A 20,616-nucleotide genomic window follows, 5' to 3' on the forward strand; every position below is an offset into this window, starting at 1 on the left:
GACGGTCAGCTCCTGATAGCCCAGAATTTCAGCTCAAGGCCGGTAAATTCACCGGATACATGGAAGGCAAAACCTCCGGAACGCTCCAACTGGGAGAGCTCTTCAGCACTCAGTTCCAGCGCGAAGTAGGTTTTCCCCGAGTGGAACGGAATCTGCCGTGGAGCGACTGGCAGCGGTTTGACCTTGATGCCTGGCAGGTGCAGGTTGACCAACTGACGAATGCGTTCGACCGGGCCGATTTTCAAATGTGACGGCAAGCGCTTGCGCAGTTCTTCAGAGTCGCAATCGGCGCTGGCAGCGAGTACGAAGGAGGCGCTGCCGAGCAAGGTATGATCCTGCAACGGCGACACTTGAATGCCGTATTGACGTTGCTGCAGTACCAATTCCACCGCGTGCTGTTCGAGGACCATCGACAGGACCTGGCGTATGGCGTCCATCAGCTTGCGAAAGCTCTGGCCCAGATCGTTGTGTTGGTAACGGCCATCCAGGCGTGGCCGCTTGGTCTCGCTGGCGAAGGTTGAGAGCTCGCCAAGCAAACCCAGCAGCTCGCGGTACATCTGCTCCGGGTGCACCTGCTCTATGCCCTGGTAGTGCCGCAGCACGGGTTCATGGCGGTTAATCAATTGCAGCATCATGAAGTCGCCGACCTCGGCGCCGCCGACCTTACCGGTGGCGCGGATGCGCTCGGCAAGAATGTCGCCACGGTGTGCCAGCATGCTGATCACTTCTTTCATGCACGACTGTAAAAAAGGGCTGGCGTGAAAATGCAGGTAAGCGGGAACGAAGTCCGCATCCAGGCTGACTGCGCCATCGGGCGTGGTATCCAGCACGTCGCAGATTTTCAGCTTTACGTAGGCATGATCGTTATGCTGCTCGCCAAGCAACAAGCGGAAGTCGGGAAGCCCGCAACTGACCTGACTACTGCTGCTATCCCCGGCATTGGAGTCGGCGACCTGATTGTCAAACGCGGTATAGCGCGCCAGTACATCACGCTGTTCAGGCCGGCGGGTTTCCACGTGGTTGCCGGTTACCAGCGGCAGGGCCAGATAAACCGGGCTGTTGCTGGTGTTGGCGGGTACATCCATGGCCAGCGCCTCACGCTCGTTACCGAGCTCGAAAAAGCTGCCGTCGGGTAACAGCCCGCTGGCCTGACTGATCACCAGTTTGCCCATATTGAGAAACTGGGTATCGATCTCCAGGTTGAAAAAACCCCAGGCGTAATGACTCATGCGCCGGGTGCGGCTGGTCAACTGGTGATCGTGGTAGCGGTCGTTTTGCTGGAAGTGTTGTGGGCGCAGCAACATGCCCTCCTGCCAGACGACTTTTTGAATCATCATGGCTCAGTTCCTGTCCTTGGTGGCGCTGTCCAGCTCATGAATCCCTTCGGCGTCCAGACGCAGATTAATCTGGTTCAGGCCTTTCTCTTGCAGAGGAATAATAAAACGCCAGTTGGTGTCGGGCAGATTGCGATAGGCGGCGAGAACGGCTACATAGCGGCTGCCTTCCTGCACGCTCAGCTTCAACTCACGTCGTTCGCCGGGGCGTAACTCCAGTTCTTCAATGGCGATCAAGTCAGGCGACAAGGCTTCGCGCGGGCGCTGGTACAGGCTGAAAAAATCGGCATTTTCAAATGCCACCGGGTGTTTGAGCTCCATCAGATGCAGCACGATGGGCGAGGGCCGGTCATTCAGGTCTGGATTAAGCTGGCTGCTCCCCTCCAAGTTCAGATCAAGCTTGGTCAGGTCCGAATAGGGCGATACGGTCGAGCAGCCGACCAGTACAAACAGGCTGGCAGTCAGGGCCAGGAAAAGCGTTTTACACATGGTGGTCATCCTTGATGATCGGTGTTGAGGGTGGCGATCAGGCGTATCTGCTCTTCGTAGGCGACAACAAAGTCACGCGCATAGAGACGCTGACTCCAGTTGTCGTCGCGCTGCAGCGCTTGATACAGGTGGGTGTAGGCGCGCCAGCGGCTGCCGGCGGTATTCATCAGTGATTTGTTTTCGCGCTCGAAGCGCAGCGTCAGCTGGTCTGGCGACAAATGCTCGAGGATGCTTTTGATTGCTGCGCGACTGGCGGCAATCAGCGCCACCTGATGTGCCTGCAGATCGCGAAACGCCCGATTGATCGCCTGTTCGGCGGGCATATCGGTAGCGCTCGGACGCAGTAGGCTGCCGAGTGCCTGGCGGCTATCGCTGCTGAACTTCAGCGGATTGTTGCTGACCTGCTCGACGCTGGTAACCGCCAGCTTCATCTCGCTTTTCAGCTCATTGCGGTTGCGCAGGCTCTGTTGCAGGCTACCAACCTGTTGCTTTAGCAAACGGGCGGCCTTGACTGCCAATGCCTGGCGTTGTGTTTCGTCCAGTTCATCCAGACTGATACCCAGCGCTTCAGCAAACTGCTGCCAGAACAGCTCTGGTTGCGCGGCAAGTGCGGGTGCCGTTTGTGGCGCGGCCTGGACTGGGGGCGGGGCGGCGACCAGTTCCGGGATCGTCAGATTCTCCATATTGATCGGGGCGTAATCTGGTGCCTGGGCGGGTTCAGCTGAGGGTGGGAGGCTGAACGTGGCTAGATCATCACCGGCGGCGTACATTTCTTCCTGTTGATCGAGTGCGTGCAGTGGATCCAGATCAAGAAAGGCATCATCGGGGATGATGCTGCCAGCGTCCTGTGGGCGGCCAAGATCTTCGCTAAACACCGCAGGGTCTTGCACGACCCTTGCGCGAATGTCGAAATCGCCAAGCGAATAGAGCGTGCCGTGTTCGATGCGCTGCGGTTGGCCCTTGGGCAGCGGCGTATTCCCGGGTTTCAGGAGTATGCCGTTGCTGCTGGTGTCAGTAAGGTAGAAAGCCCCGTTCTCAAAGCTCACCTGGGCATGCCGCCCGGACACTACCCGCTTGCGGTCGGGTATCACCCAGTCGCAGTCCTCGGCGCGGCCGATGATGCCTCCGGCCTGGCGGAAGGTTTTGCTGACCGGCATGCCGCTGATAAATTGCTCAGAGCCAACCATATCCAGTATCAGTTCCATGATGTTGCTCTCCTTTGCGCCTATTCGCCGCGCTTCACCGATTGGGGGTCGCCCAAGGGGCGGTATTCGCCGTCGTTGAACTTGTGGTTGCCCGAGCAGGCGCTCAGGCTAACGACCAGTAATAACAGGGCGGCAGGCCAGTAGCGTCGTGTGATCATGGGTACTTCCTCTTTTTCGGGTGGCGTAATGCTGGATTCTTGGGCGAATAAAGCCGGGTCAGTGTGCCGAGGCATTGTTCTTACCCCGGCTGGCTTTGAGTTCTGCGGGGCAGATGTTCAGCCGTTGCATGCGATAAAGCAGCGTCCTGCGCGGCAGGCCAAGCTCGCTGGCAGCGCTGGTTTGATTGCCCTGGTTTTTGCGTAAGCAGTCGATCAGCAAGTTGCGCTCGACCCGTTCCATCCGTTCGCGCAGACTCAGTTGGGCTTCATTCGGCGCAGTGCCGGGCAAGTTGAAGTGTTCTGCGAGCAGCAGGTTGCCGTCGCACAGCAGCAGCGCGCGGGCGATCAGACCCTTCAATTCGCGAACGTTGCCGGGGAATTCATAGCTGGCCAGTTGCTCCAGCGCGGCGTCGGACCAGCGGCAGGGTTCACGCTGCAGAAAGCAGCAGGCAGATTCGACGAATTCGCGGGCTAGCAGGAGGATGTCTTCACCGCGCTCACGTAGCGGTGGCAGGTGGATCGGAAAATGCGTCAGGCGGTAAAACAGGTCCTCACGGAACAGGCCGGCCTGGACTTGCTCGCGCAGGTGATGATGGGTGGCGGTCACCACACGCACATCGACCTTGTGGGTGTCGTTGCTGCCCAACGGCCGCAGTTCACCTTCCTGCAATACCCGCAACAGCTTGGCTTGCAGCAGCAGGGGCATGTCACCGATTTCATCAAGGAACAGGGTGCCGCCGTCAGCGGCGTCGAACAGCCCCTTGTGATCCCGGTCAGCGCCGCTGAACGCGCCCTTGCGGTAACCAAACAGCTCGCTTTCGAGCAGGTTTTCCGGCATGGCGGCGCAGTTCAGGGCGATAAAGGATTTACTGCGGCGTAGGCCGTACTCATGAATAGCGCGCGCTACCAGCTCCTTGCCGGTGCCGGTTTCGCCGGTGATCAGCACCGCGACCGGGTTGTGCAGCACTTTGCTGATCAGGCTATAGACCTGTTTCATTTCGGCGCTCTCGCCGATCAGGCCAAAATGCTCCCGGCTAGGTGGAGTGATATCCGCGACTGCCAGCGCGGGTAAGCTGGGGGCTGCGGGCCGGCCGAGCAGTTGCAATTGGGCAACGGCAAAGTTGCCAAGCATCTGCAGGGCTTCATCCATATGATCCAGCTCGCGCTGGTGGCGGCTGGCGGTCACCAACAGGCCGCGGACGTGCTGTTGGCCGTCTGTCAGCGGCAGGCACATGAGGTTGCGCCAGGATTGATCGCTGTCTGGCAGAAAGGCAGTGCTATGCAGATTGGCGTCCAGATTGCTCATCAGCAGCGGGCGGTTCTGACACAGGCAATATTGCAACAGATGCATGTCGGAATAGTCGCTTGGCAGACTGACGCTATCAGGCAACTGCATTTGGCCCTGATGCCACTGGGCGCAGAGTGACAGCCGAGTTTGAGTGGCGTCCAGCAGATACAGCTGGCTAAGCGTTGCGTCGCTGAGCTCGGCACAGGCTTGCACCAGCCCGCTGCATAGTGCGCTCGGCGTACGCAGCAGCGACAGCGCGGTGAAACGCTCCAGCAGGGCTTCGGCAAAATGCAGCGGCTGCGGCACTTGGGCGAACATCTGCGGCGTTGGATTATCAGGCGAATTCACAGACCACCGCTCCTTCATTGTCGAGGGTGGCATGGGCGCGCTGCAGCTGTTCGCCGCACGCCATCGCCTCTAGCAGACGGTCGACCGCCAGCGGTTGCAGGTGCTGATCAATCAAGCGGTCAACCAGGCGCGCACCGCTATTGCCCTGAGCGCAACGATCAGCAAAATAGCTCACCAGCGCAGAGCTGTGAGTAAATGTCAGGTCGCGACGTTGCAAGCGCTCAGCAAAGCGTGCGAGCTTCATGCCGACCAGCTCCTGCAGTACTTCTCCGGCTATTGGGTAGTAAGGCACAACGCGCATGCGAGCCAGCAGAGCTGGCTTGAAATGCTGGCTCAAGCGCGGTCGTATGGCGTCTTCCAGCACTTGGGCGTCGGGGTGCTCGGCACCCTGGCAGAGTTGCTCAATGTGCTCGCTAGCGAGGTTTGAGGTCATCAGAATCAAGGTGTTGCGAAAGTTGATTTCGCGCCCCTCGCCGTCATTGGCCACGCCCTTGTCGAAGATCTGATAGAACAGGTTCATGACGTCGGGATCGGCCTTCTCGACTTCATCGAGCAGAATCACTGAATAGGGTTTCTGCCGTACTGCTTCGGTGAGCATGCCGCCTTCGCCGTAGCCGACATAGCCGGGCGGCGCGCCGATCAGCCGCGATACCGTATGTTTTTCCTGGAATTCGGACATGTTGATGGTGGTCAGGAAACGCTCACCGCCATACAGCAGGTCGGCCAGGGCTAGCGCCGTTTCAGTCTTGCCGACGCCACTGGGGCCGACCAGCAGGAACACACCGACCGGTGCTTCGGCACGGTTCAGGCCCGCTGCGCTGGCGCGCATGGCCCGATCCAGAGCGCTGATGGCCTGCTCCTGGCCGCGTACGCGCTGGCGCAAGTCGCTGGCAAAGCGGGTAATGCTGGCGTTATGTTCGCGCGCAAGCTGGGTTACCGGTACCCCGGTCCAGTGGCTGATCACTTCTGCGACCAGACGTGGGCAGACTTCATGGCTAACCAGCCGCTCTTCACTTTGGGCCACAGCCAACTCGGCCTGGGTAGCACGCAAAGCCGTCTCGATGTCGGCTAGATCGGCGCTGGTGTCCGGCTGCTCCGCCGCACGCAGGGTGGCGGCTTGCTGGCGCAGCTCGAGCAATCGATCAGCCAGTGCTTTCTGCGTCAGCCAGCGCTGCTCCAATGCGCTAGCGTCCGCCCGATCCTGTTCGCGTTTGTCTTGCAGTTTGCTCAATTGCTCTTCGTCAACGGCCAGTCCGGCCTGCTGGTCACGGGTCAGCGCCAGCCATTGGCGCTGGTCTTCGGCGAGCGCAGTGCGTAGCCGCTCCAATGCATCGGGGGCGGCTGCGAGACTGATGCGGACGCGGGCACAGGCGGTGTCCAGTACATCAACGGCTTTGTCGGGTAACTGCCGGCCAGCCAGATAGCGGGCGGACAATTCGGCAGCGGCAACCACCGCATCATCGCGCAGATAGATACCGTGGCTTTTCTCGTACACCGGCGCCAGACCGCGCAGGATGGTCACCGCTTCACTGATGCTCGGCTCGTGCAGCTGCACTGGCTGGAAGCGCCGGGCCAGGGCCGGGTCTTTTTCAAAGTACTGTTTGTATTCGCTCCAGGTCGTGGCGGCGATAGTGCGCAGTTCGCCGCGTGCCAGCGCAGGTTTCAACAAATTGGCGGCGTCGCCGCTACCGGCTTGGCCGCCGGCGCCGATCAAGGTGTGCGCTTCATCGATAAACAGGATGATGGGTTTGACGGCCGCTTTTACCTCATCAATGACTGCCTGAAGGCGCTTTTCAAATTCACCCTTGATGCTCGCGCCTGCTTGCAGCAAGCCAAGATCCAGACAATGCAGCTCGACATCCTGCAGGGCCGCAGGCACCTCGCCTTGAACAATGCGCAGGGCCAAGCCTTCCACCAGTGCGGTTTTACCGACGCCGGCCTCACCTACCACGATCGGGTTGTTCTTGCGCCGCCGGGCGAGGATATCGATCATCTGACGGATCGCGGCATCACGGCATAGCACCGGATCCAGTCGGCCGTCGCGGGCCTGTTGGGTGAAGTTATGGGTAAAACGCTGCAAAGCAGACTGTGCACCTTGCGTGGGCGCTGACACTGGGTTGGCGTCTTGTTGCGCCAGGGCGTAGTCACGCAGCCGCTCGGCGTCCAGGCGCGTCAGCATCGGCTGGAGCTGGCTGCCGGCATAGCGCATCGGGTTGCGCAGTAGTGCCAGGATCAAGGCTGCTTGATCGATCTGGCTTTGACCAAACTCCAGGCTCGCCACCAACAGGGCATCCTGTAGCCACTGGACCAGCTCCAGCGAGAAGGCTGGATTGCGCGAAGCGTTATCTTCGCTGCAGGGCTGCAGAACACGCGCGAACTCGCCGGCATCCAGGTGCGCATCTTGCAGGGCGCGCTGCAGCAGACCGTCACTGCGTTGCAGCAAACCTAGCAGCAGATCCTCGACAAGTACTTTGCTGCCGTGGCGCACTACGCAACGTTCGGCAGCGGTTTCCAGGTCTTGCCGGCTTTGGGCATCTAGTGCCTGTACCAGTTGTTGCAGATCGACATTGATCATGGGTTATCAGTCCTTTAATAGGCTTTGCTGCTGAGCGTTACTGCGGGGTCGGCGCAGGCGTCGATAGCATCGCTGCCAAGCCAACTGGTCCAGCCCAGCAGGCACGGGGTGCCTGCTTCCAGGCGCGGCTCGCGCACCGCGTTGCGGCACAGTTGAAGTCGGATGTCATAGTCAAGCGGGTCGCGCAGGGCGAAGCGCACCAATGCGCACAGCGGCCGGAAACCGGTTCCCGTCGGTAAAAATTCGTGAAAGCGCTCCCAGTCCAGTTGCTGAATGTGGATGCGGAATTTGCCGCTGCGGTCGCGTACCTGATCGCCAATCACCAGGCTTTCGCCCAAGGCGCTATTGGCCAGTCCGAGGCCGTTACGCTGATCGGCCTGAACCTCTACCTGACGCTCCATGCACTGCTCGATGTGCAGGTCCTGATGGCGGAAGTAATAACGCAGCACTGACTCGATAACCGCAGCGGACTGAACTCGCAGGCTAAGCAGGCCCAGATACGGCAACAGGCGTTTCCAGTTCAGCTCCGACTCCGAACGAATCGACTCGCTACCCAGTCCGACAAGCGAGAATAGTTGCGAGGAAAACGGGTCAAGCGCGCCACTGGAGAAGCGTGAGTAATAGCGGTATTTCTGCCAGATCGGCAGCAGCAGGCGCTGCAGGCGATTATTGAACAGATCGAGAAACTGCCGCGTTGGATTGCCCTCAACCGTGTCGCCCAGCGCCTGCTCGCCGTAAAAGGCCGGTAGGGGTGATCCGGCACCGAACAGGCTGACCAGATTGAGTCGCAAGCGTGCGCGGGTCTCCCCATCTTCACGGAAGAACTCGACGCGCTCTATATCGCTGCCCGGGAAGCCCATGCTCGGATTCGCCTGAAATTCAATCAGGCTGTAGAGCGCCTGTTCATCGCGCTCGGGATACTCGTTGCGCAGCCGCTCCATCACCAGCAGCACACCCTGAAACAGGCTGTACTCGCGGATGTTGCGACTCAGCAGGTTCAAAGCAGGGGCTGTTGCCCCATGCGTGGTGTCCATTGGTAAATCTCTCCCTTGGTGCTGCGTACCGTAAGTTCGTGGTAGGAATTGAGGCTCGCGTACAGCGCAAAAAACTCGTTCAAAATTGACGCGAACACGAACAAATCGCCTTCGCCCAGATAGCCATCGGTATCCATCACCAGTTCCGTGCGCACGCCGCGTATCGGCAGCCCACGGTAAAGGCGGTCAACACTGCTGTGGCTGATGCTTTGCAGGCCGTTAAGCAGGCGTTGGCTGACTTTGGCGGCGTGTTGGTCGTAGTGACGCGGCAGGTCATAGGTTTCCAGAATGACCTTGAGTGCCTGCACATTCGCCAGTGACAGGTAATTCAGCGACATGTTGCTGATCAGCTTCCAGAGAAAGTCCTGCTGCAGTGGCGGTGCATAGGTAGCGGTTACCGCGCTGATGTTGCGAAAGCGCAGGTGCTCAGGCGTACCCTCGCTGGGCCGGCAAATCGCCCCGAGTGGCAACTGCAATGGCAGGTTCTGGTTGGTGCAGGTCAATTCTACGGACAAGGTTTCGTGCTGCTCCAGGCTGCGTAGGCCGAAGCTCAAATAGGTATCCGTGCTGCCATCCAGCAGGGAGGGGTTCTGCCTGAGGCTGTAATAGGGGCGTGCCTCGGGAAAGTCGAAGCTGGCGTCATGCTCGAACGACTCAAAGGGCACATATTCCTCATAGCCCATGCCACCTGGTTTCCACCCGGTGACCCGGTCGACGGAAAACACCCCACAGTGCGCACTTTCATACTCTGCCGGGCGTAACATGTATTTGTCCTGGCGGCCATCCAGGCGGATAGGCGTTGCGTCATGGGCAAACAGATTTACCACCGGGGTGCAGTACAAGCGGATGTTGTCCAGGGTCGGGTTGATACGCTGGGAGCCTGAACGGTTCAACTCGATGCGCAGCTCGAAACCGCTGGCGCGCTTGAGCAGGTCAGCAGACAAGCTCTGCAGGGCGTTTAGGCCGCCGATATCGACAAATAGAAATTTTTCCTGAAAGGCGAAATACTCCTGCAGGTAGCGGTAGCCGCGGAAGGTGTTGATGGGGTAGGGCACCAATGCCTCATCTTCCGCAAACCCACCCGGTGTGATCAGGCCGCGGTCGAGTTTTACGCCAGCCACCGGACGATCAAAGCTATCTTTCAGCGGCTTGTTGGCGGCGTCCAGGGGCACCAGGTAGATATCCTCTACATGACGCAATAGGCTTAGATACAAGGTCTGGCTGATATAACGCTCACCGGCCAGGTGCAGCCGTAGGCTGGTCAGCGGCATGTCTGCCAGGGTGCCGCTGTTAACCCCCAGGCGCAGACTGAGCAGCGCGCCGTCGCCCTTGACCGAGTAATCCACGCCGCGCATGGCCAGAGCGCTCAATTCGGTCGTGCTGGTGGTACGAAATCGGCAGGCCACGCCCTTGATGGGGTTGGACTCCACCGGGGTGTCACGGGGTACTACCACGGCGGCACCGGGGGTCTTCAGCGGTTCAAATTGCAGCATGCTGAAGGCTGGTAATGGCCGCATGTAATTCGGCCACAACAAGTACATCAGCGAGTGAGTCAGCTCAGGCAATTCGTCATCGAGCTTTTGCCGCAAACGCCCGGTGAGAAACGCAAAGCCTTCGAGCAAACGCTCAACATCGGGATCGCGACCGCTTTGGCCCAAAAACGGGGCTAGTGCCGGGCTGCGTTCGGCAAAGCGCTTGCCAAGCTGACGCAGTGCGGTCAACTCGCTTTGGTAGTAATGATTGAATGACATTCAGCCAGTCCCTGGTTTTTGCGGTATTTACGGTAATCGGGTGTGCGTCGTGTTTAGTGTGTTGCCAATAGGTGAAGGGCTCGCCTTGCCTATTGAACCTGTACCTGGCCGCTGCCGTTGAGCCGCGCGGTAAAGCTGACCGGGCGTCGTTGCCCGTCTAGGTCGACCATGCCTTCCAACGCAAACGACAGGTTCAGCGGGTCTTGCTCCCGGGGCAGAGCAATGACCCGGACCTGGGACAGGCGCGGTTCATAGCTCTCGATAAAGCTCTCGATGGCGACACGGGCTTGCTGCAACGAATCGTGCAGTGACAGGCGCATGTCGTTGAGGTCGGGCAGCCCGTAATCCGGAAGCGCCTGGACACTGCCTGCGCGGGTGCTGAGCATCTTCGCCAGATGCGCGGCAATCGAGGCAACAATCGCCTGATCCACACTCAGGTTGCTGCGCTTTCCAGGTTCGCCGGCCAGGCGTTCAAACAGGCTGCCGTACCCCATGGTTTATTCCTTCTCCATCTTGCCGACCAGCGACAGGGTGAAGTCCGCACCCATGTACTTGAAATGCGGACGCACACTGAGGCCTACCCGATACATGCCCGGCTGACCTTCGATGTCACTGACGGTGATCTGCGCCGCGCGCAGCGGGCGACGACCGCGGACTTCTGCATTCGGGTTGTCCTGATCGGCCACGTACTGACGAATCCACTTGTTCAGCTCCAGCTCCAGATCGGTGCGCTCTTTCCAGGAGCCGATTTGTTCGCGCTGCAATACCTTGAGGTAGTGGGCCAGGCGGTTGACGATAAACAGGTAGGGCAGTTGCGTGCCCAGGCGGTAGTTCAGCTCGGCAGCTTTGCCTTCTTCACTGTTGCCGAAGAACTTGGCTTTCTGCGTGGAGTTGGCCGAGAAAAACGCGGCGTTGTCGCTGCCCTTGCGCATGGTCAGGGCAATAAAGCCCTCGTCGGCCAGTTCGTACTCGCGGCGATCAGAGACCAGTACTTCGGTCGGAATCTTGGTCTCGATTTCGCCCATGCTTTCAAAGTGGTGCAGGGGTAGGTCTTCCACTGCGCCGCCGCTTTGTGGGCCGATGATATTCGGGCACCAACGGAATTTCGCGAAGCTGTCGGTCAGCCGTGTGGCGAAGGTAAAAGCGGTATTGCCCCACAAATAGTCTTCGTGATTGTTGGAGACGTTTTCCTTGTACACAAAGCTTTTGACCGGGTTGTCTTCCGGATCATAGGGGTTGCGCAGCAGGAAGCGCGGCAGCGTCAGCCCTACATAGCGCGCGTCTTCCTGTTCGCGGAAGGCTTGCCATTTGGCGAACTGCGGACCGTCAAAATGGTCTTTCAGGTCCTTGATATCAGGTAACCCGGTGAAGCTTTCCAGGCCGAAGAACTTGGGACCGGCCGCCGCAATGAAGGGCGCATGGGACATGCTGGCGACACTGGCCACGTGCTGCAGCGTCTTCATATCCTGCGAGCTCGGATCGAAATAGTAGTTGGCGATCAGGGCGCCGACCGGCTGGCCGCCAAACTGCCCGTATTCGGCGGTGTAAACGTGTTTGTACAGACCGGATTGAACGATCTCGGGGCTGTCCTCAAAATCTTCCAGCAGGTCTTGCTTGGAGGCGTTGATCAGCTCCAGCTTGATGTTTTCGCGGAAATTGGTCCGGTCTACCAGCACCTGCAGGCCGCGCCAGGATGACTCCAGCGCCTGGAAGCTGGGTTGGTGCAGGATTTCATCCATCTGCCGGCTGAGTTTGGCGTCGATCTCGGCGATCATGCGATCGACCATGGCTTTCTTGACCGGTTCCTTGTCGTTCTGCGGTTTCAGCAGTTCTTCGATAAAGGCCGATACGCCGCGCTTGGCGATGCCGTAGGCCTCGTCATCGGGGGTTAGACGGGTTTCAGCGATGATGCTGTCGAGAATACTGACTGCTCCGGCCTGCTGGCCGCTTTTTGCTGCTGCACGGGTACTCATGGGTAAGCGTCCTTGTTCAGTTGATCAGTTTGGGTGATCAGGCTTCGGGCTGGTCTTGAGCGTCGAGACCCAGTTCGGCGAGTACGCGCTCGCGGGAATCGTCGTCGCTAAGCACACTTTCGATTGCCTTGCGAAAAGCCGGCGCGTTACCCAGGGGCCCTTTCAGGGCGACCAGCGCATCGCGCAGCTCCATGAGCTTCTGCAGCTCAGGTATCTGACTGACCAGGCTGGCGGGATTGAAATCTTTCATCGAGTCGATCTTCAGGTGTACGTTGAGGCTGTCGTCAGCGTTCTCGTCGTTGTGCAGCCGGTTGGCTACTACGAAGTCCAGACTCAATTCCTGCTTGGCCAGTACCTCGTCGAAGTTGCCTTTGTCGATGGCAATCGGCTTGCGTTGTTCGATACTGCGGTCATCGGGACGCTGGGTGAAATCACCCAGCACCATCAGCTTCAGGGGCAACTCGACTTCTTCCTGAGCGCCACCGGTGGTAGGTGTGAACGTCACATTGACGCGTTCTTTTGGGGCTACTGAGCCTTCTTTGGCCATGATCTTCTCCGTTACTGTGATGGCCCTGAGGCCTGGTCGAGTGCCGCTTCAAGGTCGAGTTGGCACAGCCTTTGGTAAATCTCGCTTTTGCGTTCACGCAGGGCGGAGCTGCCTGGCAGCTTGTTGCAGCAGTCCAGTAGCAAACGCAGTAGGGTCAAAGCGAGATCGGGTTCCCAACGATCCAGATGGACGTCCTTGAGAACTTGATAAAGGGATTCGAGTTGGTGATAGGCCAGTTCGTACTGTCTGGCCTGATAGCAGAGCCGAGCTTGCGCAAGCTGCCAGTGAAAGCGCTCGCGGTCGCTGCGTAGAACCGGCATGGCCTGCTTGATGAGCTGAATGCCGGCCTTCAGCGAGCCCTTGCGCAACTGCTGGACGGCTGCGTCCAAGGCATCTTCCCATGGGCTTTGGGCGCGCTGTGGCGAAGCCTCTGCGGCGTATTCGACGCGCTGATTGGCCGTTGCTGTGTGTGGCTGCACGCGCGACTCGATCCAAGCACGGGTTTGCTCGTCAGCAAAGGCGCTGTGATCGTGGAAACACAGCAGCTGGAGGCCTGGAAGCCGTTGTAGGAACAGCGCGAGTTGAACTTCAATCTCGTGCATGGCTGGCTGTGCATCAAGCGCCTGCAAGCATTGCCAGGCCATATACTGACCGTCGAGCCAGAACGGCGAACGCGTCAGGCTGCCCTCCAGATCGATCAGAAGGGCGTTGAATTGGCCCTGGGCAAGACGTTCTCGATAGCTCGCCAGCCGGTCAACTGGCAGCCCCCGCAAAGTGGTGTTTTTGTCGGCATCATGTTCCGGCAGGGTGTCGATGGGTAACCAGAGCAGGGTGCGGGTCAACCGGTATGCCCGCGGGTCGGTAACCGACTCTTGCGACCACCAGTGACTCAACAGGCGCGCCTGATCCTGAATGATTCGCAGGCATTTGTGCGCGTCGCGGCTATCGTTAATCGCGCTCAGCGTGTCACTGCTGTTAGGATTTATGGGTATAACCTGAGCACTGGGTACTGCCGCCAGCGCTGACCGCGTGGCGTCTTCAACCGCCTGATGTTGACTCTGGGGGCTGCTAACGAGGGCATCAAGCCGGCGGCAGATGGGCAACAGCAGCGGCGCCTGATCGGCAAAGTGGCCAGCCAGGCATTCATCAAGCTTGCGCAACTGGCTAGCCAAGCGTTTCAGTGTGTCTGGTGCGGCTGTGGGCAGGTCAGCCATGGCCTGATCGATGCGTGAGGTCAGCCAGGTCAGCGCTGCCAAGCGCGTGCGCGGCTTGCGGGGATGCAGTGCCTCCCAGTGCTGGGCGCAGAGCGCATTGAGCGCGGTCAAGCCAGCCTCCAGGCCAGGAACTGATTCCACCTGGTAGAGACTCCATGCCAGCCAGACCGCCGCGCGTAGATCTTTGGATTGGGAGAGCAACAATGCTTCGCAACCATCGTGCACCAGCGACCAGTCAGGAGTTTGCTGTGCGTGTAGCGAACTGGCTTTGCTCAGCTCATTCTCGATGCGTTCGAACTCAGCAGAATAGCGCACGTCAGCGCCGTAGAAGTCCCCGGCGCTGATGGGCGTTTCGGCCAATTTCATATAGCGATCTGCGAGCATAAGCGACATCAATCCCTGATTCGGTACTCATCCGTTTATTCCAGTCTGAAATAAAGCAGGATCAGCCAAGTTCATTGCACAACGCACAACTTTCATTCATCACTAACTGCGCAATAAGTTGCGCAACTATTAAATTGAGCAACTTTTGGCGCAGTTATCTATGTGCAACAAGTTGCGCATAGGCTGTGAACGGGGTGTATCCTAGTCGTGCGTAAAGTCAGTAGCAAGGCGAGAAAATGTGAACTGTTTTGCTTTATGGCTAATTAGTTTTCTTATAAGTAAATGGCGTCAAAAAAACCTCTTCCTGTCTGGAAGGTTTTTATTGGCACGAAAAGTCATACTATTGCCTCTAGATAAGGATTTCAAAATAGCCTGTAAGATATTGATTAAAATGACTTTTATGTTTTGTCTTTTGGCGGCTGCTCTAGTAGTTGTACTCGAGTGAGACGCTGTGATGACTTTGGTCGAAAATGCGAACTGTATCGCATAGTTGGAAAGCGAGTATTGATTTCCACTCTAATCAATTTTCCGTAAATACCAGGTTTAATTTAGGCAAACCATGTTTTTAGAATTGGAGTGTGGGGAGTAGGGTAGGTGTTATTTTGCGGAGCAGTACCGAAAGGTGCTAATGGTGAGAGGCTCTAATAGATAATGCCGAATTACAGCGCATAGGGTAAAACTACCGCATGCGCTGTAATTAGGAGCTCAATCAGACTGAGTCGGGGCTCGATCAGTACAGCGGGGAATGGCACAACGGCCGGTCTCTGGCGCGTTTTTGTCTAGATCCAGCGCGGCGTCTTCCGGCGTGGCAGCTTCCGTTGCCGCATCATCTGCGGCACAAGCTTTCGCCGCTGCCGCACTTTGTGCGCAACCAATCGCCTCAAGCGCGACAGACAGGTTGTTCCAGCCTGGCTTGAAATCGGGGAAATCAGTGACCAGGGTGCGGAAATGCTCCACGCTGATCTCGGGCTGCTGCTGGGCCCACGCGACGTTGCCAAGGCCGAATCGTGCGGTAGGCTGCTCCGGCCAGGTGCTCAACGCTGTAGCGTAGGCTTGCCTGGCGCTGTCCAGACGCCCGGTTTGCTCCAGATCACTGGCTGCGCGCAGGTAAACCAGGGGCTCGGCGGTGGCCGGCAGCTGATGTGCGGGTAGCATGACTCTGGCCCAGCGATCTGCTCGATCCCAGGTGCGCATAAATACCTTGAAAGGTTCGCGCTGCGCCTTGTTAAGACCGCTGTGCACGATCATTTCACGTTGCTCCAGATCGTAGCCAACCACCACAGCGTAGTGCCACTGGGGGAACCAGTTGAAAGCCAGATTCTGCATCACCAGTACCGGGTTGCCGGCGTCCAGCTCGGTCATTACTGCTTCAAGCTGGCGTGCGACTGGGTACACCAGTAAGTCACGCTCTCGGGAAGCTGACACCAGTTCAACCTGCAGCGTGCCTTTGCGCTCAGGAATATAGACACGGCCAACCAGTTCGTCCGGCGTATCCGGCAAACCTCGATGATTCAATATCATGGCCAGTGCTGCGGGGCCGCATTGATAGGCGTCCTGCGCATGGAAGGGGACCTGATCCAGGTAGGTGCTGGAAGGGAGATTGCTTAAGGATTCAGGTGATGGAAGAGCAGTGGGTCGCCCTGCGCAGGCTGACAGTAAAGCTGCCAGCCCGAGCAGTACGAACAGGTGTGTTAGACATCGCACCTGATTAGCGGTTGATACAGTTGACGAACTTGTAAACGTTGGTGGCGCACAGCAGATCGGTAATGATGAAGATCACCAAGAACAGCACGATCACACCAAGTATGCCAGCACCGGCAGGCGCTTCGTCCAGTTGGGCATTGAAGTAGGCCAGCTCGTCAGCCGTCAGGCTGTTGATGCGCTGTTCTACCTGGTCAGAGGAGACGCCCATTGACGCCATTTTCTCTTGAACGGCTTCGTCTGACAGCATGCTTTTCAGCGCTTCGCGATCAACGCTAACCTGTTCTTGAGAAATCACATCTTGGGTGCCGATCATGCTGGCTTGAGCATGCACGCTGGTCACGGTAGTGAGCAGGAACAATGCGGTCAGCATAATGGACAGGTAACGCTGGGTAGATTTCATGAAAGTCATAGGGCCTACTCCTGATTTTTTATCTTAGGGCTTCCGTCAACGGTTGCCCAACAAACAGCGAAATAGTCCGCTGCTCAGACGTAGCATAGCCCCATATCAGGGCCGCTACTCAGGGATAGACAACATAAAGTGCCTACTGTTCAACGTTTGTGACAGTTATTGTGCACTAACGCACTGATTTACAAGCCGAGTTTATCCCTTAGCTGGTAATACAATGCACCCATGGCGGTGAAGGGGATGCGCAGTAAGCGGCCGCCGGGGAATGGGTAATGGGGCAAGTGGGCAAAGGCATCGAAACGCTCCGCCTGCCCACGGATCGCTTCGGCGAGTATTTTGCCGGCCAGATGCGTGTAGGTCACGCCATGGCCGCTGCAGCCCTGGGAATAGTAGAGGTTGCTACCGATTCGCCCTACCTGCGGCAAGCGCGAGAGGGTCAACAGGAAGTTACCGGTCCAGGCATAGTCGATCTTGACGTCCTTGAGTTGGGGGAAGGTCTTGATCAGGTTGGGGCGTAACAGCGCTTCGACATTGGCTGGGTCGCGTGCTCCGTAGACCACGCCACCGCCAAATATCATGCGCCTGTCGGCAGAAAGCCGGTAATAGTCCAGCAGGTAATTGCAGTCCTCGACGCAATAATCCTGCGGCAATAGGGACTTGGCCAACTCCTCGCCTAGGGGTTCGGTAGTGATCACCTGTGTGCCGCAAGGCATTGATTTGGCCGCCAGTTGTGGAATCAGGTCGTCGAGATAGGCGTTGCCAGCAACCACGACGAAGTCGGCGGTGACCTGGCCCTGGTCGGTATGTACTACTGCTTTGGCGCCTTGGTCGACCCGAGTGACCCGCGACTGTTCGTGGATGATGCCGCCCAGCGACTCCACGGCGTCAGCCTCGCCCAGCACTAGATTGAGGGGGTGGATATGGCCACCGCTCATGTCCAGTGAGCCGCCCACATACCGGTCGGTATTGACCACGTCGCGAATGCCCTTAGCATCGAGCAATTGCATCTGCGTGTGGCCGTAACGTTCCCAGAGCTGTTTCTGTGCTTCCAGATGGCTCATCTGTTTGTCGGTCACTGCGGCAAACACGCCACCATCCTTGAGGTCGCACTGGATTTGGTACTTGGCCACGCGTTCGCGAATGATCCGCGCCCCTTCGAAAGCCATTTCCCCGAGCAGCCGTGCCTGCTGGGCGCCCAGGCTGCGCTCGATCACATCGATATCGCGGCTGTAGCTGTTGACGATCTGCCCACCGTTGCGACCAGATGCGCCAAAGCCCACCTTCGCCGCCTCCAATACAGTGACACGAAATCCGTGCTCGAGCAGAAAAAGGGCGGTGGAGATACCGGTGTAGCCGGCGCCGATGACGCACACATCTGTCTCATGAGCGCCTTGCAGTGCTGGGCGATCGGTGCTGTTGTTAGCGGAGGCGGCATAGTAGGAGGTGGTGTGCGATGTGTAGCCCATGAGGTATCTGCCATGTTTGATATATTTTACAAGATAGGCTGATGCTACCTATTGGAAGGGTTTAATTCCAGAGGGTGCTCAAAATAAATGACAGTATCAATGCGCCGCTGGCGGGATTTTGGGTAATGGCCGAACCAACAGGATAAATACCATGGAGCAGGCCAGCAGAATGCCGATGAGGTGAAAGGCATCGTTGTAGGCCATGATCTGAGCCTGCTGGTGCACTTGGTTGTTGAGCATCATCAGCGCGGCTTGCGGATCGCCCAGCTGTGCGGTCAAGACGCTTAATCGTTCCTCCACCGCCGGGTTGCCGGGCACGATATGTTCGCGCAGAAAGTCAAAATAGTGCTTGGCGCGGCTGTCCAGGATAGTCGCCAGTGCGGCAATGCCGACCGCCCCTCCGAGGTTGCGCAAGATGTTGTACAAGCTGGACGCGGAGCCGGCTTGTGAGGGCGGGATCATCGCTGTAGCTAGAATAGACATGGGCACCAGCACCATCGGTTGGCCCAGCGCGCGAAAGATCTGAATGCCGATAAACTGCTCCCCGGCGAAATCCAGGCTCAGACTGCCGCTGAAGAAACTGGCGAAGGCAAACAGAAAGAAGCCCGTAGCACAGATCAAGCGCGCATCGATATAGCGCATCAGGATCGGCACCAGCGGAATGATCAACAGTTGCGGCACGCCCATCCACATGATCACCTGGCCGATCTGTAGCGCGTTGTAGTGCTGAATTTGCGCCAGGTAGACAGGTAGCACAAACACGGTGCCGTACAACCCCACGCCCAGCCCGATGTTGGCCAGACTGCCGAATAGAAAGTTGCGATCCTTGAACAGGCGTAGATTGATCAGCGGATTGTCCCGCGATAGTTGCAGTATGACGAAGGTCACCAGGCTAACGAAGGCGATGACCGCCAGGACTACCATCCAGCGCGATTCGAGCCAGTCCTCGCGATGACCTTCCTCAAGAAACACCTGTAGGCAGCCCAGACCCAGCGCCATGGTCAGAATGCCAGCGTAGTCGCCCTGCTTGAGCAACGCCCAGCGCGGGGGGGATTTGTCCAGGCCGTAGAGTAGCCCGCTAATCATCAGCAGGCCTGGCACTATATTGATGTAGAAAATGTATTCCCAGCCGTAGTGCTCAGTCAGCCAGCCGCCGATGGTAGGCCCGATCGAGGGCGCAAAGGTGGCGGTAATGGCAAACATAGCCATGCCCTTGGGGCGGTCGCGTGCAGGCAGTTTGGTCAGAATAAGCATAAAGGCAAAGGGAATCAGCGCGCCGCCGGCTAGGCCCTGCAACACGCGGAAAATGATCATGCTCTCCAGGCTCCAGGCCATGGAGCAGAGTAATGAGGCGATCACGAACAGCGATGACATCACGACCGCGAAGCGTCGTGGTGACAGCACCATGGTCAGCCAGGCGGCCAGCGGAATGATGATGATTTCGGCGACCAGGTAGGCAGTAGAAATCCACGAGCCTTCCTCGACGGTCGCTGACAACGCGCCCTGGATGTCCTTGAGTGACGAATTGATGATCTGGATGTCCAGAATAGCCATAAAGGCGCCAAGAATGGCGCTGAGCAGGGCGATCCAATCACGCCGACTGGGCGGCGGAATAATCTGTTCTGCGACGCCTTCAGCCACGCAGATCGACCTTGACGCTGACCGACATGCCAGGCCTTAACTGTGGGCTGAGAGGGTGCTCGTCATCAATCAGGATTTTCACCGGAATACGTTGTACGACCTTGGTGAAGTTGCCGGTGGCGTTGTCTGGCGGCAACAGGCTGAATTGCGCGCCGGAGGCGGGGAACAGGCTGTCGATCACCCCCGGCACCTCTTCGCCAGGAAAGGCATCGAATACCAGGGTCGCTTTCAGCCCCTCACGCAGGCCTTGAAGCTGGGTTTCCTTGAAGTTGGCCTGCACCCAAAGCCGATCTTGCGGCACCAGCGCCAGCAGATGGGCGCCAGGCTGGACGTTAAGGCCGATGCGCACTGATCGCTGCCCCACGCGGCCGGCGACGGGCGCGGTGATGTCCGTGCGCTGCAGATCCAGTTCGGCACGCACAATGTCGGCCTGCGCGGCATCCACCAGAGCACTCAGGCGATCGATATCAGCGCGTAAAGACTCTTTACTCAGGGTCTGGGTTTGGCTGTCCGCAGCGGCACGGCGCACTTGCGCCTTGGCAACGTCGAGTTGGGCGCGGAAATTACTGATCTGCTCTTCGGAGGCATAGCCGGATTGGCGTAATGGCGTAATGCGCTCTATGTCCAAGCCGATGCGTCGCTGTTCTGCCTGGCGGGCTTCCACATCGGCCTGCGCCGCAGCAATCAGGCTGTCCTGCTGCAAGAGGCGGGATTCGGCTTCGGCCTGTTCCGCCTTACGCGTGGCCAGATTAGCCCGCGCATGGCTCAGCGCAATCTCGTAGTCCCGGCGGTCCAGCTGTACCAGGAGGTCGCCAGCGGCGACCAATTGATTATCGCTGACCAATACCTCGGTTACTTGCGCACTTAGCTGGCTGCTGACCCGGGCGATTTCGGCGTGAACGTAGGCGTTATCGGTATGTTGATAATAACGGCCAACAAACCACCAATGGGTGAAAAACCCGGCGCCGGCCAGGACCACAAGAAGAAAAAAAATGAAGAGGCGGGTGCGTACTCGGGATGACATGATTGATCCTGTTTTTGTTCTTGCGTGCACTCTAGCACTGTTCCGCTTAGGTAAAGAGGGGTTAGAATCTGGACA

Annotated in this window: 17 protein-coding genes; all 17 read right to left on the reverse strand. The window is 58.3% G+C overall.

Going from position 1 to position 20,616, the window contains the following annotated elements; translation table 11 throughout:
* Positions 1–5: 5 nt before the first annotated feature.
* The 17 genes from tssK to K787_RS0112115 all read right to left on the reverse strand — a co-directional run bounded on the left by tssK (position 6) and on the right by K787_RS0112115 (position 20,541).
* Positions 6–1,337, reverse strand: coding sequence for a type VI secretion system baseplate subunit TssK (gene tssK / locus K787_RS0112035; protein WP_022963058.1), 1,332 nt, complete (start codon positions 1,335–1,337; stop codon positions 6–8).
* 3 nt (positions 1,338–1,340) lie between these two features.
* Positions 1,341–1,823 carry a type VI secretion system lipoprotein TssJ gene (gene tssJ / locus K787_RS0112040; RefSeq protein ID WP_022963059.1) on the reverse strand — a complete coding sequence of 161 codons (483 nt, stop codon included), beginning with the start codon at positions 1,821–1,823 and terminating at the stop codon, positions 1,341–1,343.
* A gap of 5 nt (positions 1,824–1,828) precedes the next feature.
* Positions 1,829–3,028 carry a type VI secretion system-associated FHA domain protein TagH gene (gene tagH, locus K787_RS0112045; RefSeq protein WP_022963060.1) on the reverse strand — a complete coding sequence of 400 codons (1,200 nt, stop codon included), beginning with the start codon at positions 3,026–3,028 and terminating at the stop codon, positions 1,829–1,831.
* 20 nt (positions 3,029–3,048) lie between these two features.
* Complete coding sequence (locus K787_RS0112050) at positions 3,049–3,186, reverse strand: hypothetical protein (protein WP_022963061.1); 138 nt, start codon at positions 3,184–3,186, stop codon at positions 3,049–3,051.
* A gap of 58 nt (positions 3,187–3,244) precedes the next feature.
* On the reverse strand, positions 3,245–4,792 hold the full coding sequence (locus tag K787_RS22985; RefSeq protein WP_052185366.1) for a sigma-54-dependent Fis family transcriptional regulator: 1,548 nt from the start codon (positions 4,790–4,792) through the stop codon (positions 3,245–3,247).
* Between the two features lie 16 nt (positions 4,793–4,808).
* Positions 4,809–7,397 carry a type VI secretion system ATPase TssH gene (gene tssH / locus K787_RS0112060; protein ID WP_022963063.1) on the reverse strand — a complete coding sequence of 863 codons (2,589 nt, stop codon included), beginning with the start codon at positions 7,395–7,397 and terminating at the stop codon, positions 4,809–4,811.
* Between the two features lie 14 nt (positions 7,398–7,411).
* Positions 7,412–8,431, reverse strand: a complete 1,020-nt coding sequence (tssG, locus tag K787_RS0112065; RefSeq protein WP_022963064.1) for a type VI secretion system baseplate subunit TssG — start codon at positions 8,429–8,431, stop codon at positions 7,412–7,414.
* On the reverse strand, positions 8,395–10,182 hold the full coding sequence (gene tssF / locus K787_RS0112070) for a type VI secretion system baseplate subunit TssF (RefSeq protein WP_022963065.1): 1,788 nt from the start codon (positions 10,180–10,182) through the stop codon (positions 8,395–8,397). Before tssF ends, tssG begins: the two co-directional genes overlap by 37 nt.
* 89 nt (positions 10,183–10,271) lie before the next feature.
* A complete protein-coding gene (gene tssE / locus K787_RS0112075) occupies positions 10,272–10,676 on the reverse strand; it encodes a type VI secretion system baseplate subunit TssE (protein ID WP_022963066.1) in 405 nt (134 codons plus the stop codon).
* Positions 10,677–10,679: 3 nt separating this feature from the next.
* Positions 10,680–12,155, reverse strand: a complete 1,476-nt coding sequence (tssC, locus tag K787_RS0112080) for a type VI secretion system contractile sheath large subunit (protein ID WP_022963067.1) — start codon at positions 12,153–12,155, stop codon at positions 10,680–10,682.
* A 37-nt stretch (positions 12,156–12,192) separates the two neighbouring features.
* The gene (tssB, locus tag K787_RS0112085; protein ID WP_022963068.1) at positions 12,193–12,702 is read right to left on the reverse strand and encodes a type VI secretion system contractile sheath small subunit; all 510 of its coding nucleotides are present in this window, start codon (positions 12,700–12,702) and stop codon (positions 12,193–12,195) included.
* An 11-nt stretch (positions 12,703–12,713) separates the two neighbouring features.
* Complete coding sequence (gene tssA / locus K787_RS0112090) at positions 12,714–14,282, reverse strand: type VI secretion system protein TssA (protein ID WP_235801933.1); 1,569 nt, start codon at positions 14,280–14,282, stop codon at positions 12,714–12,716.
* Positions 14,283–15,005: 723 nt separating this feature from the next.
* Positions 15,006–16,004, reverse strand: a complete 999-nt coding sequence (locus K787_RS22990) for a PA2778 family cysteine peptidase (protein WP_022963070.1) — start codon at positions 16,002–16,004, stop codon at positions 15,006–15,008.
* Positions 16,005–16,008: 4 nt separating this feature from the next.
* On the reverse strand, positions 16,009–16,413 hold the full coding sequence (locus K787_RS0112100; RefSeq protein ID WP_022963071.1) for a PA2779 family protein: 405 nt from the start codon (positions 16,411–16,413) through the stop codon (positions 16,009–16,011).
* A gap of 179 nt (positions 16,414–16,592) precedes the next feature.
* Positions 16,593–17,876 carry an NAD(P)/FAD-dependent oxidoreductase gene (locus tag K787_RS0112105; protein WP_022963072.1) on the reverse strand — a complete coding sequence of 428 codons (1,284 nt, stop codon included), beginning with the start codon at positions 17,874–17,876 and terminating at the stop codon, positions 16,593–16,595.
* 96 nt (positions 17,877–17,972) lie between these two features.
* Positions 17,973–19,517 (reverse strand): DHA2 family efflux MFS transporter permease subunit, encoded by a 1,545-nt coding sequence (locus K787_RS0112110; protein WP_022963073.1) that lies wholly within the window; start codon positions 19,515–19,517, stop codon positions 17,973–17,975.
* Positions 19,510–20,541 carry an HlyD family secretion protein gene (locus tag K787_RS0112115; RefSeq protein WP_022963074.1) on the reverse strand — a complete coding sequence of 344 codons (1,032 nt, stop codon included), beginning with the start codon at positions 20,539–20,541 and terminating at the stop codon, positions 19,510–19,512. The genes K787_RS0112110 and K787_RS0112115 overlap by 8 nt, the downstream gene beginning before the upstream one ends.
* Between the last annotated feature and the right edge of the window lie 75 nt (positions 20,542–20,616).

It is taken from the genome of Halopseudomonas pelagia CL-AP6 (genome assembly GCF_000410875.1).
GTDB lineage: Bacteria > Pseudomonadota > Gammaproteobacteria > Pseudomonadales > Pseudomonadaceae > Halopseudomonas > Halopseudomonas pelagia.